The 26,996-nt window shown below is 61.2% G+C and carries 25 protein-coding genes; 5 read left to right on the forward strand and 20 right to left on the reverse strand.

Going from position 1 to position 26,996, the window contains the following annotated elements; genetic code table 11:
* Positions 1-61: 61 nt before the first annotated feature.
* Together B9A95_RS36395 and B9A95_RS22195 are read right to left on the reverse strand one after the other, a co-directional pair.
* Positions 62-196: a hypothetical protein gene (locus tag B9A95_RS36395; protein WP_281255888.1), complete on the reverse strand. Its 135-nt coding sequence runs from the start codon at positions 194-196 to the stop codon at positions 62-64.
* A 1,638-nt stretch (positions 197-1,834) separates the two neighbouring features.
* Positions 1,835-2,074, reverse strand: coding sequence for a helix-turn-helix domain-containing protein (locus B9A95_RS22195; protein WP_084049261.1), 240 nt, complete (start codon positions 2,072-2,074; stop codon positions 1,835-1,837).
* Between the two features lie 147 nt (positions 2,075-2,221).
* On the opposite strand from B9A95_RS22195, the gene B9A95_RS22200 reads away from it, so the two are divergent.
* Entirely contained in the window at positions 2,222-2,653 is a 432-nt protein-coding gene (locus B9A95_RS22200) for a hypothetical protein (protein ID WP_084049262.1), read from the forward strand.
* A complete protein-coding gene (locus B9A95_RS22205) occupies positions 2,650-2,868 on the forward strand; it encodes a hypothetical protein (RefSeq protein WP_084049263.1) in 219 nt (72 codons plus the stop codon). The genes B9A95_RS22200 and B9A95_RS22205 overlap by 4 nt, the downstream gene beginning before the upstream one ends.
* 154 nt (positions 2,869-3,022) lie before the next feature.
* Here B9A95_RS22205 and B9A95_RS22210 read toward each other — a convergent pair whose 3' ends face one another.
* Positions 3,023-3,235 (reverse strand): hypothetical protein, encoded by a 213-nt coding sequence (locus B9A95_RS22210; RefSeq protein WP_084049264.1) that lies wholly within the window; start codon positions 3,233-3,235, stop codon positions 3,023-3,025.
* Between the two features lie 404 nt (positions 3,236-3,639).
* On the opposite strand from B9A95_RS22210, the gene B9A95_RS22215 reads away from it, so the two are divergent.
* From B9A95_RS22215 to B9A95_RS32600, 3 genes are read left to right on the forward strand one after another with little or no spacing between them, the layout of a single operon-like run.
* Positions 3,640-4,428 carry a TIGR04255 family protein gene (locus tag B9A95_RS22215; RefSeq protein WP_084049265.1) on the forward strand — a complete coding sequence of 263 codons (789 nt, stop codon included), beginning with the start codon at positions 3,640-3,642 and terminating at the stop codon, positions 4,426-4,428.
* Positions 4,425-5,249, forward strand: a complete 825-nt coding sequence (locus B9A95_RS22220; RefSeq protein ID WP_084049266.1) for a HEAT repeat domain-containing protein — start codon at positions 4,425-4,427, stop codon at positions 5,247-5,249. The genes B9A95_RS22215 and B9A95_RS22220 overlap by 4 nt, the downstream gene beginning before the upstream one ends.
* Entirely contained in the window at positions 5,249-5,764 is a 516-nt protein-coding gene (locus B9A95_RS32600) for a hypothetical protein (RefSeq protein ID WP_139806935.1), read from the forward strand. Before B9A95_RS22220 ends, B9A95_RS32600 begins: the two co-directional genes overlap by 1 nt.
* A gap of 110 nt (positions 5,765-5,874) precedes the next feature.
* On the opposite strand, the gene B9A95_RS35630 is transcribed toward B9A95_RS32600, so the two are convergent.
* The 17 genes from B9A95_RS35630 to B9A95_RS22305 form a co-directional block, all read right to left on the reverse strand.
* Complete coding sequence (locus B9A95_RS35630) at positions 5,875-6,711, reverse strand: hypothetical protein (RefSeq protein WP_139806936.1); 837 nt, start codon at positions 6,709-6,711, stop codon at positions 5,875-5,877.
* A gap of 312 nt (positions 6,712-7,023) precedes the next feature.
* Positions 7,024-7,545 carry a hypothetical protein gene (locus B9A95_RS22230; protein ID WP_084049268.1) on the reverse strand — a complete coding sequence of 174 codons (522 nt, stop codon included), beginning with the start codon at positions 7,543-7,545 and terminating at the stop codon, positions 7,024-7,026.
* Positions 7,546-7,553: 8 nt separating this feature from the next.
* Positions 7,554-7,904: a hypothetical protein gene (locus B9A95_RS22235; protein WP_084049269.1), complete on the reverse strand. Its 351-nt coding sequence runs from the start codon at positions 7,902-7,904 to the stop codon at positions 7,554-7,556.
* The gene (locus B9A95_RS22240) at positions 7,885-8,697 is read right to left on the reverse strand and encodes a glycoside hydrolase family 19 protein (protein WP_084049270.1); all 813 of its coding nucleotides are present in this window, start codon (positions 8,695-8,697) and stop codon (positions 7,885-7,887) included. The genes B9A95_RS22235 and B9A95_RS22240 overlap by 20 nt, the downstream gene beginning before the upstream one ends.
* Complete coding sequence (locus tag B9A95_RS22245) at positions 8,694-9,149, reverse strand: hypothetical protein (protein ID WP_084049271.1); 456 nt, start codon at positions 9,147-9,149, stop codon at positions 8,694-8,696. Before B9A95_RS22245 ends, B9A95_RS22240 begins: the two co-directional genes overlap by 4 nt.
* Positions 9,139-9,567 (reverse strand): hypothetical protein, encoded by a 429-nt coding sequence (locus tag B9A95_RS22250; RefSeq protein ID WP_084049272.1) that lies wholly within the window; start codon positions 9,565-9,567, stop codon positions 9,139-9,141. The genes B9A95_RS22245 and B9A95_RS22250 overlap by 11 nt, the downstream gene beginning before the upstream one ends.
* Before the next feature lie 820 nt (positions 9,568-10,387).
* Entirely contained in the window at positions 10,388-10,672 is a 285-nt protein-coding gene (locus B9A95_RS22260) for a hypothetical protein (RefSeq protein ID WP_084049273.1), read from the reverse strand.
* On the reverse strand, positions 10,669-11,856 hold the full coding sequence (locus B9A95_RS22265) for a hypothetical protein (RefSeq protein ID WP_084049274.1): 1,188 nt from the start codon (positions 11,854-11,856) through the stop codon (positions 10,669-10,671). The genes B9A95_RS22260 and B9A95_RS22265 overlap by 4 nt, the downstream gene beginning before the upstream one ends.
* Positions 11,856-12,500 (reverse strand): hypothetical protein, encoded by a 645-nt coding sequence (locus B9A95_RS22270; protein WP_084049275.1) that lies wholly within the window; start codon positions 12,498-12,500, stop codon positions 11,856-11,858. The genes B9A95_RS22265 and B9A95_RS22270 overlap by 1 nt, the downstream gene beginning before the upstream one ends.
* Positions 12,501-12,563: 63 nt before the next feature.
* The gene (locus B9A95_RS22275; protein WP_084049276.1) at positions 12,564-14,273 is read right to left on the reverse strand and encodes an SGNH/GDSL hydrolase family protein; all 1,710 of its coding nucleotides are present in this window, start codon (positions 14,271-14,273) and stop codon (positions 12,564-12,566) included.
* On the reverse strand, positions 14,270-14,719 hold the full coding sequence (locus B9A95_RS22280) for a hypothetical protein (RefSeq protein ID WP_084049277.1): 450 nt from the start codon (positions 14,717-14,719) through the stop codon (positions 14,270-14,272). Before B9A95_RS22280 ends, B9A95_RS22275 begins: the two co-directional genes overlap by 4 nt.
* Positions 14,716-16,245 (reverse strand): hypothetical protein, encoded by a 1,530-nt coding sequence (locus B9A95_RS22285; protein WP_139806937.1) that lies wholly within the window; start codon positions 16,243-16,245, stop codon positions 14,716-14,718. Before B9A95_RS22285 ends, B9A95_RS22280 begins: the two co-directional genes overlap by 4 nt.
* Positions 16,246-16,312: 67 nt before the next feature.
* Positions 16,313-16,510: a hypothetical protein gene (locus B9A95_RS32605; RefSeq protein ID WP_139806938.1), complete on the reverse strand. Its 198-nt coding sequence runs from the start codon at positions 16,508-16,510 to the stop codon at positions 16,313-16,315.
* A 1-nt stretch (position 16,511) separates the two neighbouring features.
* Positions 16,512-18,620 carry a hypothetical protein gene (locus tag B9A95_RS22290; RefSeq protein ID WP_139806939.1) on the reverse strand — a complete coding sequence of 703 codons (2,109 nt, stop codon included), beginning with the start codon at positions 18,618-18,620 and terminating at the stop codon, positions 16,512-16,514.
* 80 nt (positions 18,621-18,700) lie between these two features.
* A complete protein-coding gene (locus B9A95_RS22295; protein WP_084049280.1) occupies positions 18,701-19,102 on the reverse strand; it encodes a hypothetical protein in 402 nt (133 codons plus the stop codon).
* 11 nt (positions 19,103-19,113) lie between these two features.
* The gene (locus tag B9A95_RS22300; RefSeq protein WP_084049281.1) at positions 19,114-19,542 is read right to left on the reverse strand and encodes a hypothetical protein; all 429 of its coding nucleotides are present in this window, start codon (positions 19,540-19,542) and stop codon (positions 19,114-19,116) included.
* Entirely contained in the window at positions 19,542-26,981 is a 7,440-nt protein-coding gene (locus B9A95_RS22305; protein ID WP_212648370.1) for a phage tail tape measure protein, read from the reverse strand. The genes B9A95_RS22300 and B9A95_RS22305 overlap by 1 nt, the downstream gene beginning before the upstream one ends.
* Positions 26,982-26,996 lie beyond the last annotated feature (15 nt).

Below are 26,996 nucleotides of genomic sequence, written 5' to 3' on the forward strand. Positions count from 1 at the left end.
CCGGTTCAACGTTCGTCATGGGATTCGCCAGTGGAGCAGGCCTGAACCCACCCCCTTTCGTTCAGGCGCTGGGCTGCGTGCCGCCATCCGGCTGGCTGGGCGGGAAGGGCAAGTCAATGTCCGTTTCGTACATGCCTTCCAGTGCGCCGCTGGTCAGCAGCCGGTCCTGGTTCTGGAGCAGCAGCACCCTCTGCACCCCTGCCCTCTCCGCTGAGCTGGGCCTTGATGTAGGCCTGGACGGCGGAGGTGGAGCGGGGACTTCTCGCTGTACTTCGCGGTCACGCCCGCCTTACGCTTCTTGAAGGTGGCGAGATAGGCAGCAGCCAGCACCCGGTCTTTGCCGGAGAGGGCCGTGCCCAACTCCTCGACGGTCTTGGGTTGTGCCTCAGGATTGGACACGGATCACCTCCTTTGGCATAGGGTGAGGAATGGAACGCATTCAGACGCACGTTGCAATTGACGACATCACATCGCCAATCCAACGCTTGGCTTTGCCCTCAGAACACTTTACAACTGAAGAGCAACAACTGCTCCGGATAATCACAGGCGACAACGTCCTATTGCACACGAACGCAGGATGGCGACGATTCATCGTGGTTCATTCGGACAAGGACCATTTTGAGTTTGAGAGCTCCGGAAGGCCTGCTGAACACGCCTGAACTCTACCAGTGTTCTCACCCCTACCTATGAAAAAGCCCCTGAAAAAGAGTCAGGTACGCTTCCTTGGTTACTCGTCTGCAATAATTTGCATTTTCGCAATGAGGTCCATGCTGATCCTGTAAGGGTCCTTCTTTCCTCCACCAAAATCAATACAGAGGACGGTGGGGCCGATTCGATCCATGAAGTTGGCGAACGTCGCAAGGTATCCCTCAAGAACACTCTGTGATCCGTGATACGTGTGGACCATCCCGTTTTGTCTGGTAATTTCCAGGTGGGGCATCCCTCACCATACTTGTACCTTCCCCTTGATCACTGGTATTGCCTCATACCTCAGCTCAACTGGGATGCTTCGCAGCACCGGCTCTAACCCCAGCCCCTGCAGATAGAACGGTTCCCGGACCGTCTGCTGCTCGAACGTCCTCGGCGTTGCCGATCAGTTCCCGGATGGAGCGGGCCTCGAAGACCGGTATGGTATCCCGCCGCGCTCCTCGTCAAAGAAGTCACTCCCATCTATGCTCGCGCGAAGGCTGAGGCGCGCCCGTACCTTAGCCGAAGACGGAGGCAAGTCACCCTCGCATCCCCTTGCCTGCCGCCCCCCTGGAAGCCCTGCAGGTTCATAGAGCGAGAGAGTGAACCGGCCGCCGAGGACTGGAAAGAGCACGCGCTGGCGTTTTCCACGCGTCTGGGCACCATCGACCACCCCCATGGTCTACCAGGGCCTGGACCCCGAGGCCATTGCAGACGGCAGGGACTACAGCCGGTCGAGCGTCACCCTAGACATGTGCGCCATGTGTTTGAACAGCAGCGGGAGAAGGCCGCGCTGACCCTCACGCCGCTGGTGAACCGGAAGGACTTCAAGACGGGTGACCCGCTGCTGCAATTGGGGGATTGCTGCTGGAGGGGGAAAAGAAAAACGCCCTCCAGGAGGGCGCCTTTTGGTAGAACCGAGGGGATTTGAACCCCTGACCCCTACCGTGTCAACACATCCATACCCGTTGAGGTCTGCTGAGGTCTGTTGAGGTTAGGTGCGCTGCGAGCCGTTTTTTTGGCTTTTTGACCCCTACCACTTTGAGGTCCGTTGAGGTCTCTGACGACTGCGTAGGAGTCAGAATAGTCGTCACCCTTTTGCCACCGCTCCCTTATGGCTACTGCTTGGGCTGAAGCAGGGGCTGTACTACCTCCGCTCCAATTCTTCGGCGAGGGGAATAGGTGCGTCTAGTTTGGGCTGAAGCACGATCTCCATGCCCAGGGCATCAGCCAGGGCTGTCCAGCGATCTGGCATCTTGCCGATTGCCCCACTCAGCATCTGGCTGACATGGGTGCGGGGGATGCCTGCGCGCTCACCCAACTGCTCTTGGGTGAGTCCTTGCTTCTTCATGGCTTCTCTGGCCTGCAGCCGTATGCGGTCGTTCATACCCAGATAGTACCTCTACCGCGTACCGTACACAAATGTTTGACATACGTACACGATTCGCGTACTATAAGGACAGCAGAAAAGCCGGGTCCCCTTCGAAAAGTCCCCGGTCTTCTGACTCCCCTAGCACCTAGCACAAGGAGCACCATGAACATTACCACCCCCCGCGCCAAGACAATCACCTACAAGGCCCGCGTTGCTGATGTCGAGTACGGCGTGATTCGCAGCGTCACCACCCACTTCGTGACGCTGGCCCGGGATCACAGCGGCAACCTGAGCGCGATCGTGGACGGGGAGAACATGAACTTCGTGGAGGCCTCCCGCCTGTTGGACCGTGCTTCCCAGGTCGAGAAGATCGAGGAAGTCATCCTGCCCGCTCCGGCTCCCATCGGGAACCCCGCGGCTCACCAGCTGCACCGCACGCTGGGCCGCCTGGGCTACCGCAACCACTACGCGCTGGCCAGTGAGGTCCTGGGCCGCACGGTGACCAGCTTGGCCGCCCTGACGGCGGAGGATGCGGCTACGGTGCGCAGCTACGCCTTCGGGCAGCTCGGCTTGGAGACGGAGCTGGCAGCGTGAAGCAGATCGAGTTGATGGGCGTGACCCTCTCCGGCTGGAAGGCCGGAGGCATGGTTCACCTGGCGGCAGCCGTCGATGGAGCGGATGCGGAGGCGCGCGCCTCCCTCCTCGCAGCGTTGCTCGAACTGAAGGGCATGACGGTGGAGGTGGCGCCGTGCCGGGCCACGGACGGGAGCCTGATCTTCGTGAACGTGAATGCAGAGGTGGCGGCGTGAGCGGGGCACGGTACATGAGCGGGCGGTGCTGGGCTGGGCGCACCGGTGCCCTCCTGATCGCTTGGGATGCGGCCCAGTACCAGCGGGACCTGTGCCGGATCTCCCCTGCTTACCGGGCGGCACGTGGAACTTGGGGAGGCTTGGCGTGAAGGGTTCAAAGCAGGAAGGCCACGAAAAAACACAGGCCCGCCAGCAGAGACAATCCCCACAGGGCATACCGGACCATGGCACCGCGAAGGAACAACGCCAGGCCCAGAAGGAAGAAGGCCAAGGCCAACGCGCCTAGGAGCAGCACGGGGACGAACATCGGCTTAGTGTGAAAAGTGTGACCAGCCAGTATTTCTGTCCGGTATTGACGCCCGTTCATCTAATTCTCCGGCAGGCCCTCGCTTCATTAAAAACGGCCCCACCCCGCCGACTGGCAAGGGTGGGGCCTTCTTCCACAGACGTGATCAAGATGAGCTTCTGCTCTGAAGGCAAGCCGAGAGACAAAACCGTCAGGGCAGAACAGTTAGATTTCTGGTATGAGCAGAACGGTCCACCGTCGGCTCGCACCTTCATGTAGGTCAGGTCTTCAACACGCTGTCATGCGGGACATGTATGCTCCAAGAGACTCAGGTAGTGCCCCTATGAGGGGCCGACGGGTAGGGGGCAGATCCTACGCAGCCGAGAGTTCCACTACCAGCTTTTCGTGGCGGCCTTGAGTCGTTACTTCTGCATGGTAACTGGAGCTTTCGGCTCCTATCTTTTCCACAGGCTGTGGATAACTCTATGACCAATCAAATACCCCTACCCGAACACCCGAAGCTTAAAGATCCAACCGTCAAGACGGTGGCCTTCGAAATGACATTCGTTAGTAAACAATCTGCAGAACAGGTTGTGTCTGAAATACAGAGGGCACTTAGCGCTGAATACCCAAAGATGGCGCAAAGATGGGGACATAAAGTAGAAGCTTCCTTCGATCCCGAAGATCCTTCTACGCCTCAGTTCACAGCCTCTATTGCGACTCCTCCTCCTAACGAACCTCAGTTCAAATTCTACAGCGACCAACATCAGCGAGAAGTACAGGTTGGGGAAGCATTTTTACAATTCTTGCTTGCGGGAGAATATCCTGGTTGGTCAGCCTTCTTGGTATACCTTAAAAAAATTCTCAGTCTCCACCATCAAGCAGCTGAAACGATTGGATATACTTCTTTTAAATTAATTTATGTCAATCGAATAGATTGGTTTCCAGGAGCGGAGGAGAAAATCCTTGAGGCTTGGACATTGCCTGTCCCTCCTCCATTATCCGATTCGGTTCAAGTGGATTCCAGACAGCAGCGGATCGTTATACAGTTCCCTGATGGAGATCAGGAGATAACTATTACTGCTCCAGGCGTAGATGATGAAGAACCTAGCAGACCTGTAATTCAGCTGGATATCGATCATCACATTGACTTCGATAAACCAGAACGGGCTCTACCGGACAACCTACTTGCTTGGCTTGAAATTGCACACGAACGGATACACCAAACATTTCGCTGTGCTCTACGACCAGATTTCTTGGAGGCAATATCATGACACGCAGCTATCATGATTGGTCAGTCGTTAGCAATCGAGATGTTGTTCAAGGGATGGAATCAAATCGGCAATCAAGTAACAGAAAAGCCACAGGGACTCCGGTTAATATCCCTCTCAAGGGCAAACTAGGTCGTATTATCTTTAGAGGTAGCACAAATCCCACAGCCGACGCAATGGCCTTAGCTCTCAGGCTTGAGCAAGCTACACCACGAGTAATGATTGCAAAAGACGCAACCTGGGCACCTCATGTGTCATCAAAATCTCTAGATACTCGAAGTCGACTCTCTGAACCTAAGGTACGTGTAGCCGTGATGTATGGGAGCGCCATGAGAAGCGACTCGGGTACATATACTGAGTTTAATATTCGAGTTGGCAGGGTAACAGAAAAGCGTTCTCCAGATTTAGCAGCGCTAGCCGAAGCACGTCGAAGGCAGGACCAAGCCAAGAAAGAACAAGCTCGTGAAATCATTGAACAGTCTTCATGGGGGCGTCCTTGCAAGGCCTTATATTTTGAACTAGGAGAACAACAGTCTTCTAAATTAATCGCTCTAATCCACTCCAACCACTTAGCCAACACAGAACTTACATACGCCCTAGAAGCAGCCGGCCAGTTTCACTCAACAAAACTAGTACGGTCTCTTTTGACTCCCTTCTTAACGCATGAAAAACCATATGTTCGCGAAGGCGCAGTATACGGACTTGGACAGCATCGCGGGGTACCAGAAATTCGCGAAATCCTTCAAAAGCAACACGCCCAGGAGACAAGCCCTGGTGTTCGTGAGGCCATTGAGGATGTTCTGGAAGGCGACTCTGACGATTAATGACTGCCACCTCCGCCGTATTTCGTGTCATAGATCGCAAATCATGTCCTGAGGAGACCACCCCAGCTGAACTGGCAGAGTTGGTTTTTAAGGATCGTTATGGACATTACAATAACTTGTCAGTCTATCTGGTTAGCAAAGAGGACGACCTAATACTTCAGATTGCCGCTGAACACCATGCCAAGGCTCCTCTTATGCCAAGCAATAGAGCTTTGGTCGATATATCTGACTTATTTAACGAAGAATGTCTACACTCACCCGATGAAAACTGCCCCTTCTCTTTGTGGAATCAAGCGCACCATGAAATAATGTTTGCAGATACGGCACAAGCCGTTTTGCCATCGGCCTCTCTACTTTGTCCCATACTAAAAAATAGATGGGTGGGCATCAGGGAAAAGCCGATGAAGCAATATGCTCGTACAAGATGGGCTAATAGAGATCCGGAGTGGCTGCAAGCGTGCACAAATCCAAAAGTGGCAGAATGGGCTGCCTTACAGCCCAAACTATCACCATAGTCAAGTTGAGGCGTAATTTGTTCGTGCCTCTTCTACTTCTTCTCCACCACCCCTTCTATCCCAGCAAAAAGGCCCCACCCGCCGCGAGGCAAGGTGGGGCCTTTTTCGTCTTAGGGCATGTTGGCAGGCATCGCCGCCGGACCTGGGACCACACGAGTCCCGTCAAACTGGTAGGAGCGGTCAAAATAGACGACCTGGTAGGAGCGGTCATAACGGCTTCTTCTGGAAGTGACGTAACCGTAAGTCCCATTGACCGTCTGCTGTATCCGGCAGGTGGTCACGCCGTAGGGGAACGACGGGATGTTGAGGATTCTGAAGTCTTTACAGTCCGTGGCCGTTTTGAGGTAGGTATTGCTGTCGAAGCGGTAGCTCTCTGCGGCGAGGACGGCGTTACGCAACAGGGACTGGGCCACCAGGAGATTTGGGTAACGGTGGCGGTCCATGATGAAGCCGTCCTGAACATCGTCCCACAGAAGGGCCCCCGGAACGACCAGAAGAACGTGCCCTGCCCACCAGAGGACCTTGCGCCAGAGGACCACTTGGTACCGTGGATCATGTGTCCCCCATCGGCGATAGGCCTTGGTGTAACTGGGCAGCATCACGGCTGTGGAACCCAGAGCGATGCTTGACCACAGCGGCCAATCCTGCAAGGTCAGCCCCTGGAAAGCAAGGATGTCTGTGTCCTCCCAATACGCCCCCGTATAAGCCTCGTAGAGACTGGGGATCCATGGGAAGAGAAGGACGCTGACGACACCCCAATAACCGATGATCCCGAAGAGCAGCCCCATCGCGCAGCCCCAGCGCATATGGGCTTTGTGGTGACCCAGCAGGGTGAAGCCTGCACCCGGGAAAAGCAGGTTTAGCAACACACCAGTGATATAGATCCACCTGGATTTCCGGGGTGGGCCTGCCGCTCCAATAGGGTCTTCCGATGTGGGGGCGGCCATACCCGCAGTCTATGGGGCCGTTCGTTTGGCGCGAGTTGTCCGTGCCTCAGCCTTCACAGCCCATCGCGCGGAGGATGTCCGTCATGCTGACAGCTGTTGTTGATGACAGACTTCTCACCTGAATGACGCTCACCTGGGGCGGGGTTTGTACCGTCACTTTCCGGCGTAACGCTGCCATCGCCTTGCTCAACTGCTGTCGCATACATTCCCCCTCTCCTGCTTTGTTCTGTTCATTACATTGCACCCCTCCCCCTAACGGGGGCCTTACTGTGAAAAACCTACCTTTAAGGTTGAACCTTAAGCTGTGCTGCGCTACTTCTTCTTGACCACTGCCCGGTACAGTGCCTCCAGTCCAGCCACGGCGCCAGCCTTGAGCGCCGGTGCGAACGGCCGGACCCAGACGGGCAGCAGCGGCACACCGTACCGGTCGAACACCACGCCCAAGATCAGCACCACCAAGGCGTCGGCGCTCTTGCCTTTCACGAGGGGCGCACCGTCGCGCACGGCGAGGCTCACCACTCCGGCCACCGTGGTAGCGAGGGACAGGGCCTCGGGGAAGCTCAGCTTCCGGTCTCCGAGTGCGGCCTTGACCTGATCGATGCCGCCCAGCACCTGGGGAAGCAGGCGCGTGAGCAGGGCGGCCAGGTCTCTGTCCCCGAGCGGTGCAGGCGGGAGAGGTGTGGGTGGCGGCACGAGTTTGGGCAGGGTTGGGATGCCCTCAGGGGTCCGCTGAGGCGTGATCGGCGCAAGAGGTGCGGAGAGAATGACAGTGCCCGCCTTGCGGCGGGCTTCGAGGATGGCCTTCACGAGGTCAGAACCGGGAGGCGGGGTCATGGGTGCTCCTAGTCGCGGGGTCGCAGATCGGGCAGGCTGCCCGTCTGGGGAATGGTCTGTGTGGGGGCGTCGCTCGGATCGACGGGCACCGGTGCCATGCCGTTGGCAGCGTTGGCGCGGTCAGCGGAGATGCCTCGGATCTGGTGGACGCCCAGCATGGAGACGCAGGCGGTCAGGATGAAGCTCGTGATCGCCTCATTGGGCGGCGGCTTCCCAGTGAAGTAGCTGTGAGCGTGCATGAACAGGATCACGTAGAAGCCTGTGGCGCCCGGCACGAGCGTGTAGAGCCCGCCCGTCGTGCCGGGCACGAGGACGCGCTGCAGCCGCTGAAGGGGTTTCTCAGGGGGCCGTCGTGACATACAGCTTCTCTCCCACCTGTGTCTTCTTCACGACCTGGTGTGTGCCGCTGGGCAGCGTGATGGTGTCGCCTTCCAGCCGGGCTGTCGCGGGGTCCATCTGCCGCCCGTTCACCCACAACTGCTTCCAGGGGATCGACGGGTGGACGATGGCTTCCTGGCTGGCCAGCGCTTCCGCCTGCTCGCGCAGCATCGGCACCACTCGCCGGTATCGGGCCAGACGGTCGTCGAAGCCGTTCTGCCCGCCGTTGATGCGCTGCGTGATCGTCACCATGTCTCCCGCGTCAGCCGCGGCGTTCAGCCCTCGGTCCGTCCAGAACAACCCACACACTTGGGCCGAGACACTGGCCTGCAGGATCAGGTTGGGGTTGCCTTCCAGGTCCAGCCCGATGCGCTGCCCGTAGGCGCGGTAGGCGTCCCGTCCGGTCAACTGGGGCCAGCCGCCGCCTCGGTACGCCCAGCCATCGTTGGGCCCCGTGTTGCCCATACGGCCGTTGTAGACCTTGTTCGCCAGTGCTTGCGGATTGCCAGCGTAGGGAGCGGCGCTCGCCACCGTAGGGAACCGGCGTGGCCAGGTCTGGCAGATGCGCGAGGCCTGGGAGTAGTTCAGGTTCTCGCGCACGCCCACGAACTCGCTCTCGTGCGCCCACTGGGCTACAAACATCCCCAGGCGCTCAGGGGTCTTGTTGATGCCGTGCCGCTCGAGCACCGGCAGCAGGGCGTTCACCACGCTCACCGGATCCGGGTTACGCGGCGCCACTGCGCGGATGTGCTCAGGGGTCAGCGTGAGGTTCATACGGTGCCTCCATCGGCCAGCTGGCGGGCCATGTCGCGCATTTGGCAGCCCTGAGTTCCGCACGTGGCCACCGCGGCCAGTTGGCTGTGCAGCTCGCCGTTCTCGCGGTTGAGGGCGTCCTTCTCTTGCTGCAGTTGCTGGATGGTGGCCGCCAGACGGAGGTTGTGGTGTTCTGCTGCCGCACCGTCTTTTTCCAGCAGGCGCACGCGGTCCTTGAGGGAGTCATTCTCCTTTTCGAGACTGTCGTTTTTCTGCTGTAACAGCGCGATTTTGGTTTCAGCGTCGGACAGGCTTTCTTCCAACTTATCGATGCGCTTCTCAAGCCGGTCAATGAGCGCCTGCTCGCTTGTTTTGGCGTTGCTCATCCGCACGTTGAGGAAGCCCAGGAAGCCCACCAGCACGGTTCCCACTGTGCCGATGGTGGCGGTCACCAGGGCGGGGTCAAGGGCCATGCTGCTCCCCGGGTTCATTGATGCTTCTGGCCGCCAGGAGCTTGTAGACGATGATGATGGCCGTCCAGCCGTAGGTGGTTGTGCCGGTCAAGATCGTGCCTGAGCCGAGGACCAGGGAGACGATGACGCTAATCCAGAAGAAAAGCGCCAGGAGGTAGGCGATGCGTCTGCCCGTGTCCGTGGCGCTGAGGACGAGGGTCAGGCCTGTGAGCACGGCCAGCCAGCCCCAGACCGCTTGGGGCATCCAGGCCATGCCACCGTAACTTTTGCTGGTCTGGCTGTGGATCAAGTCGCCTTGCAGCAGGAAGACCAGGCCGAACCCGAGGGTGTGCCCTGCGATGAGCAGGCGCGCCAGGATGTGCCGGTCGTGCAGGTGGGTTTGAAAGCGCTTGGGCCAGGTGCGGAGTAATGAGGGCATGGCCACCTCTTCTCCCGGCATGACGAACTGCCCAGGGGCCGGGGGGACCTGGGCAGGAGGAAGGCAGGGGCGCTGACTAAGTGTACAAATTACATTAAGAAGACATTAAAACGTAAGAAATTAAACACTAAGCTGAGGAATGGAAATCCTTCAGTACAGCGACTTTGGCCTCGAACTGAGTGTAGGTGGAGAAACGGTTCGCGCGACACGACGGGTAGACCGTTACACGAAGCCGGGCAAGTGGCTCAAGCCCACAGAGTACGTTGAGATCTGGGAGCTTGAAGACGGCCGCCAGGTACGTGTGAGCCGCGGAGGTAAAGACATACGCTGGAGCGTGCGTTGGCGTCAATCCGCTTGATTTCATTTCCTCCTAGCAAATGAGAACCCCACCGCGCCGGGGACGGTAGGGAATGAAAAACCCCCGCGCTGAGCGGGGGCAGTGGATGTTCTGGGGATTAACCTTCGCAGCCTAGAGCGCGGAGTACGTCATCGAAGTCGACGGAACGTTGCTGGGGTGGGTTTGCGGCAACGGGAGTTTGCGGTTCTTCCGGCATCTTCCACGACACCTTGAACGCCGGTTGTGCGGGCGTTACAGGCGCAGGAGCGCGAAACGCGGCGAACAGCCATTGGAAGGGGTTAGGCCGGAGAATCATAAAGCCATGTTGCAAAACGAACCTCCGGGGCATATGGCACATCTATGAAGGTCTGCCTTGCCATTTCTTGTGCACACCCTTAGGTCTGGTGGTGTGTACACCCTCCCTCCTGCTAATTCACTTCCGCCCAGGGCCGGGGCTTGAGCGGGGTGGAGAGAGCGATGGAATTACTTTTTCTTGCCCTGGCCTTTCGTTGACTCGGGCGCAGCCATGATGCTCCACGGGTCCACATACGGCCGCCAGTCCGCAGGGAGGGCGTCCAATACCTGCACCTGAGGGTTGAGGTTGACCAGCTCGTCCACCTCGGCAGCAGTCCAGTCCGACTCCCAGGCGATGCGGCGTTGCTCCACACCCTCGGCCTCGCGCAGCGGTTCCGCGAGTACCATTCCCGAACCAAGCGTCTTGCCCATGAACTGCGCCTCGCGGTTGTCCTGCATCACGATCCAACTCATATCGCCACCTGTAACCCTTTCGTCTGAATGAGAGTCTTCCGAATGCTGCGGACGGCACGGACGTACTCCGCGTCACTCAAGACGCGGTTCCAGATGGCGACGTAGTACAGGGGGCCACTCCAATAGGCGGTGCCACTGGAACCATTGCGCCCGATGTGTGTAGCCGTGCGGGTGGGGGGGGTTGCGATGGCGGTGGGTGTGCCGAAGGTGAGGTTCTGGATTGCCTGAATGCTGCTTCCCGTACACCGACTCCCCATGAAGAAGGGAGTCCCTGCGCCCAAGCTGCTGCCCGCTGTAGCAATCTTCTGCCCTGTATCGAAGGCGGTGGCTACGGTGGCACCGCTCGAATGAACGCCCATGTATGTGGCGCCTGTATCCGTCCCGAGGGCCGCCCGAGTCGTCCCAATCGCCAAGGGGGCCCCTACTACGATCTTCGTCCAGGCGGTGCCAAGCGGGATGTTGGGCAGTACGGCGTAGTCATCCCCGCCAAAATCCAGACCGAGAGCTGTCCAACTTGGATCAGCACTGTCCGTCGCCGAGGCGCTGCTGCCGAGGGTGGCGGAGTTGGCGGGCCGTTCGTACGCCGCGCTGACCGTACTCCAGTACATCTCGGTGATTTGCAGAGAGGATGCGCCATCGCCCTGATAGGAGGTGTTCGCGCCTTCAAGCATCAGGAATTGAACGCTCCACGTTGTCGGAGACGCCGAAGAGGCCAGGGGGACTGCCTCAACATTGAGGCGGTACTCCCCTCCTCCGAGGTTCTCTACGCTGTACGCGGCTACACTCGAGGAGGGGGTGGCAACCCCCGTCGCCAGATCAACGGTAAGGGTTGGATTACTCCCCGCACCCCATATGGTCGTCCCCCCCGAGAGCTGAAAGCGAACGTTGCGGCTCCCAGTATTGCGCTTCACTCGTACACTCGTGTACTCCCGCACGCCTACGGTGTGATTGACCGTGTACTGAGTGAGGTGCAAGTTATTGGTCGCATCCTCGGTGAGAACGGTCGTAGTTGCCGTAGCGTTACTGCGGGTAGCGTTTGAAGAAAGCAGGTTGGCTGCGGCCTGATTGCGCCCGTTCACGCTGCGGTCCAGCAGCGTCTGACCGCTGCCCTCCGAGAAGGTGTAAAGCGCCAGCAACCCCAAAATAGGTAAGACATCCGACTTCTTAAGTAGTGCCGGGTGCATCAGAGCACCTGCGTGATGAGCGACAGCGTCGCGCCGCTCGTCTGCGTGACCGGTGTGGTGGGCGTGCCGGAGCGCAGACGGATGTAGTTGATGCCAATGAGATCAGCGACCGGCAGGATGATGCTGCGGCTCGCAGCAGCTTTGATGGTGTAAACGCTGCCGTAAGCGTCGTACAGGTCTGCCCAGGTGGCATTGTCCGCGCTGGTCTGGATGGTGATATCCGCAGCCGTCCAGGCCGCTCCCACGATCAAGCGGAGGGGTGAACGGCCAGCGAGTGCCGCAGACGCGCCGATGCTCTGCCCCGACGTGATGCTCACGTCATAGGACGTGGTGCCCGGGGCAACCCGCTGCATGTTGAGCGTCCCCTGGAGCGCCGTGAGGATGCTCGCCAGGGTGGTGTTCCCCGTCGTCTGCCGTGCCCCAGTGGCTGGATCAGCATTCCCTGAGTTGACGTTGAGCGTGCCTTGCAGGGCGGTCAGGATGCTTGCCAAAGTCGTATTCCCCGTTGTCTGCCGCGCGCCGGTGGCAGGGTCTGCGTTGCCGGTGTTGACGTTGATGGGGTCGGCATCGCTGGGCAGCGTGACGGGGAAGCTGTTGGCCTTGTTCTTCTGGCCCATGAGTTTCAGGAGTTGTTCGACGAGCATCTAAGCACCTCCAAAGGACGCGCCCCAGCCGGTGCGGGGCTGGGGCGGGGAGAAAGGGTGGGGTTACTGAGCGCTGACGGCTTTGACCTGACGGGTGCCAGGTCCGATGGTGGAGACGCCGAACGCGTCAGCGACGACAGTGGCGTCATCCGCGTGGCTGTACGTGGCAGAACTGGGGCGGGTGCCGCTTACGGCGTCCCACATCCGCACCTCGATCTGTCCCCCAGTGCGCAACACCTCCAGCCACACGTCATCGCTGGGAATGTCCGGGCCGCTTGAACCGATCCAGAACGCGACGTTGGAGCCCTGAACAATGCCGCAATCCAGGCGAGCGACGGGGTTGGCCGACGCTTTGTAGAGCCAAGCGCAGATCGCGCGGTTGTCGCTCAGCTGGTGGAAGGCCCGCAACATGATTCCGTTGCCCGCCGCCGCGAGGAAGTTGGCCGTGGTGAGCCGCATTGCCACTCGCGTTGTGTCTGCAGGTAGAGCGTGCAACGTCCCCCGCGCCTGCGAGTCAAACGGCGCGGCCACGTCCAGCCCCGAGGCGGTGATATCCCCGGTGCCTCCGTAGACCGTCCACCCGTCCTGCCCGCTGATGGTGCCAGGCGTGAGCGTGTTGAACGTGCGGTTGTAGCCCGTGACAGCAGGCGGCGCAGTCCCGTCCGCTCCTGTCGCGTGCATGGCGATGTATTGCCCGATCAGTTGCTGACCCGCTGCCGTGAAGTGGAGTTGAGCCGCTGTCATCATGCCCGTCGCTCGGAGCCCGTCTGTCAGGTCGTGCCCGAGGTCAATCAGCTCCACCCGGTTGGGGAACTCCCGCGCCAGTTGCGCCACTACGTCCCGCGCCACCTGCCGGACCTGCTCCATCGTGTACCCGGCGCTGTTCCGCGTCCCCTCAGCGATATCTCCACGCCAGGGGGGCGTGACGCGGTGCAGGAAGCACGGTCCCCTGTTCAGGATTCCCCGCCCGCTGACCAGGGACGCTCCGTAGACGGTCCCTGGGTTCGTGGTGCCCGGCGTGCCGAGCGGCAACGCTGCCGTGTAGTCGTTGGTGCCAGCAAATTCCACCACGTGCCCGTCGTAGTCGGCGGGAACTGCGGTCGCGTAACGGTTTACCACCGGATTGCTGCTGTTCGTGCCGTTGGCGAGCGTGCTGCCGTTCATGCCCGCATTCGTGAGCAGCGTCCAGTTGCGCGCCGCAGCCAAGTGGACCGGCCACGCGGCCGATGGACCGCCCGCCTCATCCCCATAGGTCAGGCTGTCCCAGCCCGCGATGAGGGTGGGCGCGAAACTCAGTTCGTCTCCACCTCCGCTCGTCGCAGGAAGCTGGGCTGCAGGCACCTTGCCGTCTGCGCCCAGGGTGGGCACGCCGAGGGGTTGTCCCATCTCCGAGCGCTTGATCTGGGCATCGTTCGTGACGCTCCCCAGGCCCACGTCCGCCTTGCTCAGGGTCACGTCCCCCGTGCGCGTGTTCACGCTCGTGACGCTTGCCGTCCCGCCCCCTGCCGGGATGTTGTCCAGGTCTGGGTAGTTCCCGCTGAACTCCTGATTCGGGAGTGCGCCGTTCAAGCTGGTGGTGCCGCCTGCTGCGGTGGGAGTGAAGGTGAGCACGTCTCCGCTGGAGAGCGTGGCCCCTCCGGTCAGCGCATTGCCCCCTCGGGTCACGGTGCCGCCCTCAACGCTGGTCACGGTCAGGCCGTCCAGGGAGGCGGGGAGGGTGTAGGTCAGCACTCCCACGGCGCTGATCGTTTCTGGCCTCGGGTCTGTTTTCATAGTCCTCCAGGGGGCAGGTTGCCGCCCGTACCGCCACGCCCGAGCAGGCAACGGGAGAGCGGCGCGTCGATGTTGAGCGTGATGGTCAGATCAGGGGTGAGGAGCGTGCCCAGGGGCAGCACGAACGGTTGCCAGCCACGCACCTGCGGGTTGTGCCCGAGAGGGTGGAGAGGTCCATAAGTGGCGTCCACGGGCACGTCCTTGCCCCGCTTGGCCCTCAGGAGCAGGACCGCCCAGCCGCCCCCAGGGAAGGAACCAGCGAAAGTAACAGTCAGCAAGCCGCGGACGCTTTTGCTGTCATCCAGCTCCTCAGCCCACTTGGTAGGCGGGTAGAGGGTGCGTTTTCGGAGGGCAGCCAGGGCGCTGGGCGAGGGTGTACCGTCCTTGAGGACCGCGCTGGGCAGGAGGAAAGGGGCCTGGCCGCGCCGCAGCGCTTCATCTCTCACGACTGACCTCCATCGCCGCCCACACCGGCGGTGAACACGTCCGCCAGCGTCAGGCCGAGTGGCGCGACTGGGGCGGTGCTTGGCATGGTCTTGGGCCGCTTCCCAGGGCGAGCAGGCCAGTACCAGTGGGCGGGTGGAGGCGTGCCTGTGCTGGGCCGCTTGCCCTTGATGCTGTCCCGCCAGGGATCGTGCAGTGTCACGGCCCGCACCTCCTGTTGAAGCGTTGCCCCTACGCCGGTTTGACACAGCGCAAAGGCCCAGTGGGGCCATGTATGCGACAGCAGGCCGAGCCCCAGGAACCGCTTGAACGCGCCCTCTGGACACCGAAGTACCTCACGCTCGAACACCTCACGGTCCAGAACGTCAACCATTCCGTTGTCCTTCACGCGGCTGATATTGCCCTCGTCTTCGTGCAGCACCCACGCCTCAGCCTGCCCGGTGCTGTCCATGGGACCGCACATCGCGCCCCAGCTCCCCAACGAGAAGGTGTGCCCGTAAGCGCTCAGGGCTGCCCCGGTTTCCAGCACGTCATGGTCCATCGTCGGCGGGCCGGTCACGGTGACGCTTCCGTCCTCCGATTTCCAGCGCGGTGACGGCAGGGGTGGAGGTGCGGGCTCAGACGGCCATGTCTGCGCGGCCAAGTGATCGGACTCGAAGCGCACCGTCCAACTCACGGGGTTGGGATCCGGGGGAACTGGCGTGCCGTTGAGGGCCCACTCTTCCCGCGTTGCCGCCGCGAGGTTGCTGCTGACGTTCTGCCAGATTTCGTCCCCGCCCTCAACCACGGGTGCCAGGAATTGCACCTGCCACTCCCGTTGCCAGAGCGTCGAGGAGTTGCTTGGGTCGTCACCCGGCCAAAGGACGCCCCAGCGGTCAATGAGGCGGTAACTGAGGATCACCGCCCCCCCTGTCTGCAGGCGGAAGGTCGTGACCAGCCCGGAGGTGGTCATGGTCACAGGGGCGTCGATACCATCTGTCCCGTCGTATCTCCAAGTGGTCAGGAAATAGGGCCTGGACGCGATGCCTGCATCCAGAGAGGCGAGGGTGTGAAACAGGAACCGGGTATCGTCCGGGTTCCAACCTGTCGGGGCCTGATTGCTTGGCACGCCGTGCAGCTGCGCTTCGGCCTGACGCGTGGTCGTTCCGCCCTGCCAGAACCTCGCCCGGCGCGCCGCATGGTCAACAACGAAGGGCGCGGTGAAGATGCGCTGATCGCCGCTGTCGAGGGTCATCACGGGATCAGCCCGCACACCGCCTCCTGAGCCAACGAACACGCCTGCATTCGTGCTGCCGGGCAGGTGGTCGCCTCCCCATATGCCTGGGCGTTGCGGCGTATCGAAGCTGGCAGGCACCACGAAGACGTCATCCCGACGCGGCAACGTGACCGGGCGTGAGCTCGTCTTGATCCCCACGATGCTGCCCTCGCCGTCCACCGTGACCGTCTCCCCAGGGCGAATAGGAGCGCCAAGCGGGTGAGGATGCCGTCCGCTTGGCGTGATCACGTACTCCGCGGTGGCGAACAACACCTCCTCCCGGTGGAAAGCATGTGGCAGAGGCGGTGGGCAGTTGCACTCGTGACAGCCCAGGCAGTCATCAAGACACAACGGTCCACGCCCCTGACGCCTGCAACAGGTTCACCCGAGCCTGCGGATACGCCCGGCCACTCGGGTCCAGTGCCCGCACTGGTCCCACCCCATCCACGTTCACGAGCAGACCGCCTCCAGCAAGGCGGGAACTGACCGTGCCGCGCCGGATGGGACTCGGCGCGGGCTTCTGGTCTTCACAACACATCTCACGCCTCCTTCGGCAGCTTCTCTTCCAGCTTCACCGTGCAGGACACGGCCCCAGGCTCCCCAGTCGCGCTGAACTCCCAATCCCCTCCGGCCTCGGGGATCTTCAGGGGCACCAGCGCCGTGTAGCTGAGTTCTTTCCTGGCCAGCTTCGCGCCGTACAGGTACTCGAAGGCCAGGGGTGGCACCGTCTCGCACCAGGGCAGGTCCACCTCCACCTCGTCACCCCGGCCGCCCGTGTAAACCCGTCCGCCTTCCAGACGTATGTCGTAGGTGAAGTACGTCGGCTCCTCCTCGTCCTCCGGGCAATCGTCCCCGTCCTTCTGCGCCCGCTGCGGCCCCTGGTCTGTAATCTCGCTCGTCACCTCGAACACGGGTGCGTCGATGGTGTCCTCAATCTCCGCCCCGTCCCCGAATTGGGGGATGTACTTGCGGTGGTAGAGAGCTAGCCGGTGCAGCCATTCCCCGCCCCCGAGCGGCAGCCAGGTTTCCACCGCCTCCTCGTGCTCGTAGATCAAGGTGTCGATAAAGACGTCGCTTGCGCCGTCCCCGTTCAGGTCCGTCTCGGTCTGCTGGGTGCCGCTGAACTTCCGGCTGGTGGTGGCCGTGCGCTCCGGGTACCCATAGTCGTTCCAGGTGTGCGTGGTCGCCGTGTCCTCGGTCAGAATCACGGCGTCGAAATCGCCATGGTCCAGGAACGGCATGTACGTGTAGACCTGCGTGCGGCTCCCCGTCTCGCTGCCAGTCCAGAGGGGGTGGCCGTAGCTGTGGGTGGTGAACTTACGCCCCTGCGTCGCCCACCGCTCAGTGATCGCCTTGTAGTCGCCCGCTTCATCCGTGACCAAGGCGAAGCCGCCCGACACGGGCACGAGGCCCGCCGTCTCCTCCTGCTCCCGGATGACCCGGCCGCCCTTCTTCTCCACCTCCCACTTCCGAATGCTTTGCAAGGTCTTGCCGTCCGCACGGTAGGTGGAGTCCTCACCCTTGAGTACTCCGTCTTTGACCGTCTCGAACCACCCGTTCGGATCATCAGCCTTCTTTTTCTCTTCGTCCCCTGGGGGCAAGGGAGGCTTCTCGTACCGAATGGTGGCGAGCTTCGGAGTGATCCAGCGCGGCAGGTCAAAGCTGCCCCCCACCTGCCCCACAACGTCCTTGAACTCGTGCGCCCCCTCGCTGATGTAACTGACGCTCTCCTGCGTCAATTCGCCCAGCGTCACGCCGAGGGCCGGCGCCACGCTGTCCGGCTCCAACAGTGCTTGAGGTGGCCCGATGAAGCACACGCCCCCCCGGAATTTGTGCGTCCACCCCACGCGCCCCCAGATGTCGTTCATGACCTCCAGCGGCTTTTTTCGAAGGGTGGAGTAGGTGACACCCAGGGTTCCGGTCCGCTCACCGTTGTACGGGCGATCTGTCTCGGCGTAGAACCGGCACCCCGGGAAGGGCGGCGAGGCCGTCACCACGACTGGGAAGGGCAACTCGGCCAGGCAGTCCTGCACGAGTTGGTCCACCAGGTACGAGCGTTTGTCGAACTTCAGTTTCTTGCGGTCCTTGCAGGGCAGCTTGTTACGCTCGCGTTCGTCCAGTGCATCCTGCCGGGCCTTCTCGGCGGCATGCTCAGGATCGGCCCAGTACTGCCGCTCGCGTTCCCAGGGCACCTTCTCGGCGAGAAGTTCCTGGAAGGGCTCATGGTCCGCTTCCGTGGTGTCCGAGACGGAGAGCTGTGTCTCCCAGCCTTCAGGCGTGTGGGCTTGCGAGGCTTCGGTGACCGTTAGAGGGCCATACGTCGCGGTGATGCCCCCGCCACCACCGTTCGCTGTGCTGGTGATGTAGACCTGCGCGTTGGGCGCCCGCACCTGCCCCAGTACCTGCAGGCTGCCGGAAACAGCAGTCGACGTGCTGCGCGCGCTGACGTTGTACCCCGCGAGGGCGTACTCGGCCACGGCGCTGTGCGTGATCACGTAGGCCCGGTGACCCACCGCTCCAGCAGGAATGGACAGGTCGAGGGTCTTTACCCGCCCGTACAGGGTCAGGGTGTCTGGCGTGTTGCTCTGCGTGCGCAGGCGCCCCGTGACGGTGAGGCGGTTGGCCTGCACCACCACTGTGCCCGCCACCTGCAGACTCGGGAGGGTGGGCTGGGGAGTGGGAGTCTGGGGAACCGAGAGAATCAGGATGGTCAGGCGGGGTCACCTCCTCACGAGGGGCGCTGCTGAATGAGCCACCGGAAGACGAACCCAACCTCGTTCAAGGGGGCGGCCGGGGGCACCGTGGCGATGGATTGCACGATCAAGGTGTGGCCAACCCCGAAGGGGTCCGTGAAATTAGCGGGTGTATTGCCGGTGAAGTTGTGGCTGGCGATCACGTTGTCGCTGGCGTCGCGGTGTACGGCGGTACCGGAGATCCAGGCGTAGGCCGGACTGCTGCCGGACGCAGCCACCACGACCTGCACGCCAGTCGGGTAGGCCACGTCTCCGGTGTTCTTCACCAGGAAGTCGGTGGTGCTCAGGCTGGAAGCGCCAGGCACCACGACCCCAAGTTCCACGAGGGAGACGTGCGTGGTGCCATCCAGCGCGAACGATTCGAGTTTTGCAGGCAAGGGAACGCCTCCTAGCTGGGGTATCCGGCAATGGCCAGGTCATAGGTCCAGAGCACGCCGCCGTACTGTTCGAGCCAGTCCCCGTCTGGTCCTTCCAGGCGACCGACGTACTCGACGAACTTCGGTTCGTCCTCGAACATGCAGTTCGTCCACGTGCGCGTGACCGAGGGGCGGCTGTAGGTCTCCACCATCCCAAAGCCGCCCACAGGCCACAGGGCTTCCAAAGCTTCCTTGATGTCGTTTGGAATCACGTAGCCCTCGGGGGACTGCACCCGAAAGATGACCTCGCCTGACGGAGGCGCCATGGTACGCACACGCGCGCCGCCGAGGGTGAACTGCGTTTTGCTGGCAACTGGCGTTTCCCGAGCCACGGCGCTGCCTGGTGGGAGCCAGGGGAACGTGTGGCCCGCGATCTGGAGGTATTCGGTGAGCGCGGGCATCAGCAATCTCCTGTTCTGCGCTTGCGAGTTCTAGCGACGGACTGAATCTTGTCGTAGAGCTGCTCGGGAGACTCCCCGGGGGCCGCCACCACGGTGACCGGGCCGATGTTCACCTCGTCGTTGTACGTGACGTTCCTGATGTTGCTCACGCTGTTGATATCCCCGCTGGGTACACCTGAGTCACGGCGAGGGACCGTGGCACTCAAGACGTCCTGTACGAGAGCCGTCACAGCTTGCTGCACATCGGCAGGTTTTATGGCAGCTCGTGCGATGGCGTCTTGATTGAAGTAGTACTGCGGGTTGTTTCGCCGGTACCACTCCCGCTTGTACGCCTCCAACGCCTCCGCGGTGTAGAACGTCTGGCCGTCGAAGGTATAGGTCGTGGGGCCGGGAGTGGGCAAGGAGGGAGCCGCAGGTGTGGGTGAGGGGGAGGCAGGCGGCGTGGCCTGGGCTTCCTGCTGACTCTCGATCAACCGTTGCACGCTCTCCCCGAAAGAGGCAGAGAACTGACCGAACTGGTCCACCGTCTTCGAGTTCTGGTCCGCAATGGCGGCCTGCTGCTCGAGCTGCGTGGCCTCGCGTTCTTGCTGCACGCCCCGGCGTTCGAGTTGCTTGAGCAGGTCCTTGATCGGCAACTCGTTGTCCAGCGACACCGAGATGCCTGCGTCTTTGAGTAGGGCTTGCTGCTTGCGAATGCGTTCGTCGAGAGGGTTGAAGTCGTTCAAGGCCTTCGTGATCAGCTTGTCGTCGCCGGTCCGCATGGCAGCCTGCAAGCGCTGGAAGGCCGCGTTCCTCCTCTCCTGGATGGCCTGGAAGCGGTCAATTTCCAGGTTCGTATCGATCTTGGGTTTCTGACCCTCGGGAGTAGGCTGGACGCTGTTGGCGAGGCGTTGAGTGGCCTCCTGCACGCCAGTGATCAGCCCGAGCTGCTCGCGATAGGCCGAGGAAAGCCCCTCGACAGCCTTCCGAGAGCCGCTGATCGCGCTGGTGTAGCCGTCCTGGGCCGCCTTGAGGGCGTCGATCCGCTTGGGGTCCATCGGGTTTGCCAGGAGGTCAGCCTGAGCTTCCTGCAAGGTGCGCTGTGCTCGGGCGCGGATGGTGGTGGCCTCCTCCAACCTACGGGTGGCCTCAGTGACCGGATTGTCGCTTGGAGTTGCACTTTCGAGGCGGAGATTACGGGTGCTGTCAGAGAGAGACTCCAATACCCGCACACGCTCCCGCTCTGCGAGCAGGAGAGAGCGTTCCTGAGTCACCTGCCGGGCCTGCGTTTGTTCAATACGAAGTTCGAGGTCCTCGCGCTCGCGCAGGGTCAGGTGTAACTCGTCGGCCCGTTTCAGCCGGTCCTGATCCAGCCCCAATTGTCGGGTGGTGACATCCAGTTCAAGTTGGGCCGAAAGCACCGCATCGTCAGCGAGACCGGCAAGCTCCAACTCTGCCTTCCGACGGGCGCCGATCATGTCCACAGAACGTTGGGCAGCCTCCACATAGGCAGAGCCGAGCTTTCGCACCCCGTCTTCTTCCTGCTGGAGCAGACCCGAAATCCGATCAGCTGCTGCACGCTGCCGCTCGACTGTGCTCGCTGTGCGTTCCACCTCCCGCTCAAATGCCAGTTGCTGCTGGGTGTCCAGCAACTCCAGCCGCGCGATGGCCACAGGATCGTCAGCAAGGCGCGAGCGAGTCAGCGCAAGCCTCCTGGCCTGCACCTCCCGCTGCTGGTCTTTCCTGAAGCTCTCCTGCTGCGCGTCGACGATCTTGCGGTAACCCTCTACCTCGCTGGTTTGGAGATCCACGATCTGGCGCTCGGTCTCCACCCGTTGCTGAGGCGTGAGCGTGGAGTCAAGCAGGTTGCGCCTGGCCTGGACCAGTTGCCGTTGAATCCCCTCCAGCTCAGCGCGTGCACCGCTGACCGCATCGTCCTGCCCCGCCCGAGCTCGACTCAACCGGTCTTGCGCGTCCACCAGTTGACGCGCTTGGTCTGCCTGCCCGCGCAGGGCTGCTCCCACCGCCCGAACCTTGGCCACCTCGTCGGTCTCAAGCTGAACGAGACGCTCCTGGTCCTGCAGACGTTGCTCGGCGGTCCGTCCCAGTCGCTCGCCATTCGCCACCAGATCACGCTGGGCAACCAATTGGCGTTCCAACGCTTCGAGGTCTTGGCGGGCGGTGGTCACCCCATCGTCTTGTCCTGCCAGGAGCGTGGCGAGTTTGACCTCGCTGTCAAGGATGGAGCGTTGACGAGCTGCCTGATCGAGTTCAGCCTGAGCAACAGCACGGCGCTGCTGCACCTCAGTCGCCAGGAGCCCATTGAGCTTCTCCTGGGCTTTAACCCGCTCCTCAGGAGAGAGAGCGGCGTCCCCAGAGGCTGCAAGCCTCTGCTGCTGAAGGCTGATCTCGTCCCGCGTGGCTTGCAACTGACGCTGGGCACTCAGGACGGCGTTGTCGTCCAGGCCGGCGAGGGTGTCGCGGAGCTTGACTTGGCTTTCCAACAGGGAAAGTTGCTCGGCCGCAAGCTCAAGCGGCGCACGGGCGAGGGCCCGACGTTGCTCGATTTCGGTGGTGAGCAGCCCATTCAGCTCGGTCTGAGCTTTGGTACGGGCGTCCCCCACCAGCTGACCGTCACCTTCAACCGCGAGACGTTGCCGGAGGAGGGCGATGCTCTGCTGGGTGGCGCTCAGATTGCGGGCCGCCACCACCACCGCGTTGTCGCCCACTCGTGCAAGGGCGTCCGCCAGTTTGACCTGGCTTTGCAGTAGGTCATCCTGCGCTGCCCGCTGGGCAAACTGCGCCTCGACAATCGCGTCGCGTTCTTGCTGCTCTTGACCGAGCAGCTCGTTCAGCTTCACCTGCGCCTGACGCCGTTCCTCGTCGGAGAGCGCCCCCTCTCCCTCCTTATTGATCCGGGCCTGCAGGCTCTTGATGCTGTCCCGAGTCACTTCCAGGTTGCGCTGCGCACTGAGCAGTGCATCCCCGGCGCGGTGGGCCAGAATGTCGCGCAGCTTCACCTCGCTCTCAGTGACCGCGAGCTGCTGTTCAGCGATGTCAAGCGGACGGCGGGCCAAGTCTCGAGCCTGGGCCTCCATCTGGGCCTGTTTCTGGAGGCGCTCGCTCATAAGCGCGTTGATGACTGCCTCGCCATCAGCGTTCTCCTGGGCAAGGCCAATTCGCCGGTCAATGTCCGCGATTTCCTGCGCCGTATAAGCGAGGCGGTCCTGCAACCCACGGGTGACAGCTGCATCACTGCGGGCGATGGCCTGCTCGTAGTCCAGTTCGGCACCCGTCAGCGAGAGGCGAGAGGCAAGGAGTGCGTCTACCGCAGCGCGTTCGTCGTCCTCCAACCTCGTGATGCTCTCCTGAAGGCCGGCGCGGCGCTCGGTGAGCTCGTTGATGCGCTCATATGTGGCCCCGTTTGCCTGAGCATTGGCGAGCTCCGAGTCAGTCACCGCAAGGCGTTCCTGATCGAAGCGCAGGAGGTCAGCACGTGCACGGGTGCGCGCCTCATCTCCCTTGGCCAGATCCAGGGTGGTTTGAAGCTGACTGCGTTGGGTAGCAACCTGCTGCTGTGCCCGTTGCCGGTCGTCGTCGCCGTACTGTTTGAGGTTGTCCCGGAGGGTGAGCTGCTCGCGCTCCAGAGCAAGGATGTCTTCCTGGGTACCCCCCGTCGCTCGCAGGGTTGCCAGTTCCTGGTCAATGGCGGCGAGGCGGTTCTGATCGATGTTCAGAAGATGGGCGCGGGCAGTAGCACGGCCTTTCTCCGTGCTTGCCAGGTTCAGTTGAGAGACAGCTTCTTCCCGGGCATAGTCGCGGGCATCCTTGATGCGGTTCTTGATGAGTTCCAGGACCCGGGCGCGCTCCTGGTCATTCCCGGCCAGGTTCTGCTGGATGGTGTCCTGCTGGCCTTCCAGCTCGGTGCGCTGGCCTTCCAGTTGCCCGCGCTCCTGTGGGGTCTTCGCCTTTTTAAGGGCTGCGTCAATCCGCCTCAGACCCTCGTTCGTTTGGAAGAGGCGGTTGTTCCAGTACTGATGATCGACGGCGAGGGCCTGCTGGTAACCCGCTGTGTCAACGTTCTTCCCGGCCTCAAAGCGGGTCTTCGCGAGCTTCAAGGCCGCTGCTTCTGCATCGTCTTGCTGCTTGCGGTAGAAGGCCTGGTCAGCCTGCAGCACGGCGACGTTGCGACGGGCATTTGCGTCCTGCACGATGCCGTTCAGGTCATTCATGCGGGACTGCATCTGGCGCCCCGCGTCCCCCAACTGTTGCTGTGGGGTCAGCTTGGCAAAGCTCTTCTGGAGGTCGGCGATCTCTTTGTTGGCTCCCTTCAGAATCTCGTTGAAGGGAGAGGCGGCCGAGGAACGCGCCTTGCCCAGCGCCGTCTGATCGATCCCCGCCAGACGGTCCCGCAGCTCCAGGGCCCGGTCGCTGCTGTCGGAGAGCTGATGCGCAAAGTCACGGGCATTCTCGCTGGCCTGCTTCGTGATGGTTTCGAGGGCCGAATCAATGGCCGCCACCTTGCCACCGTCGCCTGATGCCAGGGCCTTCGCGCGCTCGGCTTGTAGGGTGCGTCCCAAGGACGCAATTTCCCTTCCGGTGGCGTCCTCCAGGCCCTCCAGGCGTTTGGCGAGGCTCTCCTTGTAGATGGTCAGGCGTTCTTCCTGAACACGCTTGTCCTGTGCCAGGAGAGCCGTGCCCAATTCGGCCTGCTGGCTGAGTTCGAGGTTGCCGAGATTGGTCAGGTACTTCTGGCGGGCCGCTGTTTCCAGCTCGCCACGTCGGTTACCAGCGGTTTCCGCTTGTTTGAGTTCCTGATCAAGGGTCTGCTTGAGGGCCGCACGCTGGGCCTCTCCACTGACCCGGATGCGCTCCTGCTCCATCTGCGCGAGGACGGGTCCGTAGTGCTCCTCAATGGCCAGTTTCGCCTGGACGTTCTCGCCGGCCAGCGCGAGGTCCCGGTCACGTTCCTGCTCGACCAGTCGGATGCGAGCAGCGCTACCCGTTGCCTGGGCTTCAAGCACCTGCTGCTGAGCCGCGCGAACGCTCCGCAGCCGCTCCTGGTCAATCTCAACCAGATCTTGGTTCCCCTTGCGCTGAATGGCTGCGACTTCTTCGGCCTGCTTGCGCTGGAGCTCGCCAGCGTTTTCCTGGAACTGGCGGCGCGCCGCGGGGGTGGGGGCGCTTTTCGCGTTCTGAAGGGCGGTCTTGATCTCCTCGCCGTAAGCCTTCTTAACGTCGTCCACCTGGCGCTGCAATTCGACCTGGCGGCGTTGCCGGCCATCTTTCACCAAGGCAAGCTGGGCATCTTGGACGGCTCGCTCGTGCTTGATGCGGGTCTCGCCATCCTCTTTAAGCTGGCGGTCGGTGATGCCCTGGAGAATGGCTCCCTGATCGGTTTGGGCACGCTTTTTAAGGGCTGCCCCCTGGAGCGGAGTGAGTTCACCCTTCTCCAGGAGCTTATCGACTTCTTTGTTGAAGTCGGCGAGGCTCTTGCGGGCGTCCTGCAAATTCTTCTGGAAAGTGGTTGTGCCGCTCTCGCTGAACTTCGTTTTCAGATCGTCGAGTTTCTGGAGAAGACCGTCATAGGCTTCGGTCTGTTCAGCAGTCGCCGCAACGTCCGTTCTCTTGCTTTTTGAGGCCGCGAGGCGTGCCGCTTCGGCGTCTGTCTCGGCCTGAATCTCTTTTTTCAATCCAAGGAGGCGTGCATCAAGCTCCTTGTTGCGCTCGTCGCTGTTCTCGAAGTTGTAACGAAGGTTGATGGTGAGGAGCTGGTTGGCTTTCAGGTTGCCGAGCTTGCCCTGGCCACGCAGTTCCTTGACGCGGGCCATCATCCCTTCGAACTGATCCTCCAAGACCTTTTCAGTCTGATCTACGATAGCTCGTGTATCCGCAGAGAACTTAAGCGCATATGCAGCTAAGCCCCCTGCCAGAAGGGCAATACCTGCTAATGCGGATGCGGCGGCAACGGGAATAGCATTTAACGCGCCGACGAATCCAATAACTCCTCCGGTATTGAAGCCAATGGCACTAGCCAGCGCCACAGCCCGTAAGCCTGCCGCCACCTTCGTAAAGAGTTGCGCGGCAACCGAAGCGCGATATAGGGCCACCAAGCCAGCAAAACTGGAATCAGCCAGGAGCAGCCGAGCTGCTTGGCCGTTCAAAATCATGGCAGTAGTAATAGCACCAAAGCCAACGACCAAGGCGGTTGCATAAGCCTTAAATGTTTCTCGATTATTTAGCAGTAGGTCCATTTGGCGGACCAATTTAGCTATGGAATCAATAGTGTTGCCCAGCTTTGAGCTAAACTGCTGCGCGAAAGTTAGTGCCAAATCATCAACGGCGTTGCGCAATCTTTCTGTTGCTTTCCCTGCGCCTTCCGTCATAGCTTTCGCGTACTGGTTTAATGCTCCTTCTCCTTCTTTCAAGGCGTTATTGTATTTTTCTACACTATCTCTCATATTAAGGAAGCCGACGATTCCTCTAGAGCGAAAAATCTTACTGGCCGCTTCTACGCTATCCGCTTGACGAATAGTCGCCTGAGTTGCCGAGTCGTAAGAATCACCAGATACGGCAGCTGCCTTGCGTAAATCAATTAAGATGTCACGCACATTACGGGCAGAGCCATCCGCATTCTTCATTTCAACGCCGAGCTTTTTAATTTCCTGGCTCGCAACACCCGTAGGGCTGGCCAGAGCCAACAAAACAGCTCTAAATGCGTTTGCTCCAATCGTACTTGCTTTGAGCCCAGTATTATCCAAGGCAACCAAATTTGCAGTCGTCTCTTCGATCGAGAATCCAGCACGAGCAGCTATTGGCCCCACAACGGATAACCCCTGCTGTAATTCTTTGGCTCCTGATGCTGCAAGCAGTGATCCCTTTGCAAATACATCGCCAAAATGCGCTGCTTCCGCTGCGGCTTTTGGGCCATCCAGGCCAAACTGGCGTAGGTTCGCAAGAAGCAGACTGCTGCTTTCTGTGAGCGACTGCCCCTCCGCTGCTGCCAATTTGTAGCTAGTGGCTACCAGTTTTATAGCATCAGCTTCTGCCAGCCCTTGTTTTGTCAGGTCCGCAATGCCTGTTCCCAGCTCAGCCCGATTGAATTGTTGCGCAACTCTACCGCCTTGAGATTGGAGCAGCCGCACGCGAGCATCAAGGCCATTCCCAAGACCTTCGCCTTGAGCATTCAAAGTGTTTACGGCTGCTTGAAAATCATTGAGCTGCTTGATGCCGTGAGAAGCCAAACTGGCCGCCGCTACCCCAATAGCCGCCAGTCCCCCAACCAGAGCAAACGAGCCTACTGTATTAAGCCGTTGAGCAGTCGTCAGTCCATTGAGGGCCACCGTAGCCGTACTTGCCGCCGATGCGAATAATCCGAGCGGTCCAGGGATGAAGGCGAACACGCCCGAGAGGCGCTGCGACATACCCAGATTGGCTCCCGCGGCTGCCGTGAGGCGCATGACGCTGCGCTCAGT

Origin of the sequence: Deinococcus hopiensis KR-140, from assembly GCF_900176165.1 — a bacterium.
Lineage (GTDB): Bacteria > Deinococcota > Deinococci > Deinococcales > Deinococcaceae > Deinococcus > Deinococcus hopiensis.

Bases quoted from the DNA above. Each gene is read 5' to 3' on its own strand.
- B9A95_RS22195 (WP_084049261.1), bottom strand. From the start codon at position 2,074: ATGAACGACCGCATACGGCTGCAGGCCAGAGAAGCCATGAAGAAGCAA.
- B9A95_RS22200 (WP_084049262.1), top strand. From the start codon at position 2,222: ATGAACATTACCACCCCCCGCGCCAAGACAATCACCTACAAGGCCCGC.
- B9A95_RS22210 (WP_084049264.1), bottom strand. From the start codon at position 3,235: ATGAACGGGCGTCAATACCGGACAGAAATACTGGCTGGTCACACTTTT.
- B9A95_RS22215 (WP_084049265.1), top strand. From the start codon at position 3,640: ATGACCAATCAAATACCCCTACCCGAACACCCGAAGCTTAAAGATCCA.
- B9A95_RS22220 (WP_084049266.1), top strand. From the start codon at position 4,425: ATGACACGCAGCTATCATGATTGGTCAGTCGTTAGCAATCGAGATGTT.
- B9A95_RS32600 (WP_139806935.1), top strand. From the start codon at position 5,249: ATGACTGCCACCTCCGCCGTATTTCGTGTCATAGATCGCAAATCATGT.
- B9A95_RS35630 (WP_139806936.1), bottom strand. From the start codon at position 6,711: ATGGCCGCCCCCACATCGGAAGACCCTATTGGAGCGGCAGGCCCACCC.
- B9A95_RS22230 (WP_084049268.1), bottom strand. From the start codon at position 7,545: ATGACCCCGCCTCCCGGTTCTGACCTCGTGAAGGCCATCCTCGAAGCC.
- B9A95_RS22235 (WP_084049269.1), bottom strand. From the start codon at position 7,904: ATGTCACGACGGCCCCCTGAGAAACCCCTTCAGCGGCTGCAGCGCGTC.
- B9A95_RS22240 (WP_084049270.1), bottom strand. From the start codon at position 8,697: ATGAACCTCACGCTGACCCCTGAGCACATCCGCGCAGTGGCGCCGCGT.
- B9A95_RS22245 (WP_084049271.1), bottom strand. From the start codon at position 9,149: ATGGCCCTTGACCCCGCCCTGGTGACCGCCACCATCGGCACAGTGGGA.
- B9A95_RS22250 (WP_084049272.1), bottom strand. From the start codon at position 9,567: ATGCCCTCATTACTCCGCACCTGGCCCAAGCGCTTTCAAACCCACCTG.
- B9A95_RS22260 (WP_084049273.1), bottom strand. From the start codon at position 10,672: ATGAGTTGGATCGTGATGCAGGACAACCGCGAGGCGCAGTTCATGGGC.
- B9A95_RS22265 (WP_084049274.1), bottom strand. From the start codon at position 11,856: ATGCACCCGGCACTACTTAAGAAGTCGGATGTCTTACCTATTTTGGGG.
- B9A95_RS22270 (WP_084049275.1), bottom strand. From the start codon at position 12,500: ATGCTCGTCGAACAACTCCTGAAACTCATGGGCCAGAAGAACAAGGCC.
- B9A95_RS22275 (WP_084049276.1), bottom strand. From the start codon at position 14,273: ATGAAAACAGACCCGAGGCCAGAAACGATCAGCGCCGTGGGAGTGCTG.
- B9A95_RS32605 (WP_139806938.1), bottom strand. From the start codon at position 16,510: ATGTGTTGTGAAGACCAGAAGCCCGCGCCGAGTCCCATCCGGCGCGGC.
- B9A95_RS22300 (WP_084049281.1), bottom strand. From the start codon at position 19,542: ATGCCCGCGCTCACCGAATACCTCCAGATCGCGGGCCACACGTTCCCC.
- B9A95_RS22305 (WP_212648370.1), bottom strand. From the start codon at position 26,981: ATGCGCCTCACGGCAGCCGCGGGAGCCAATCTGGGTATGTCGCAGCGC.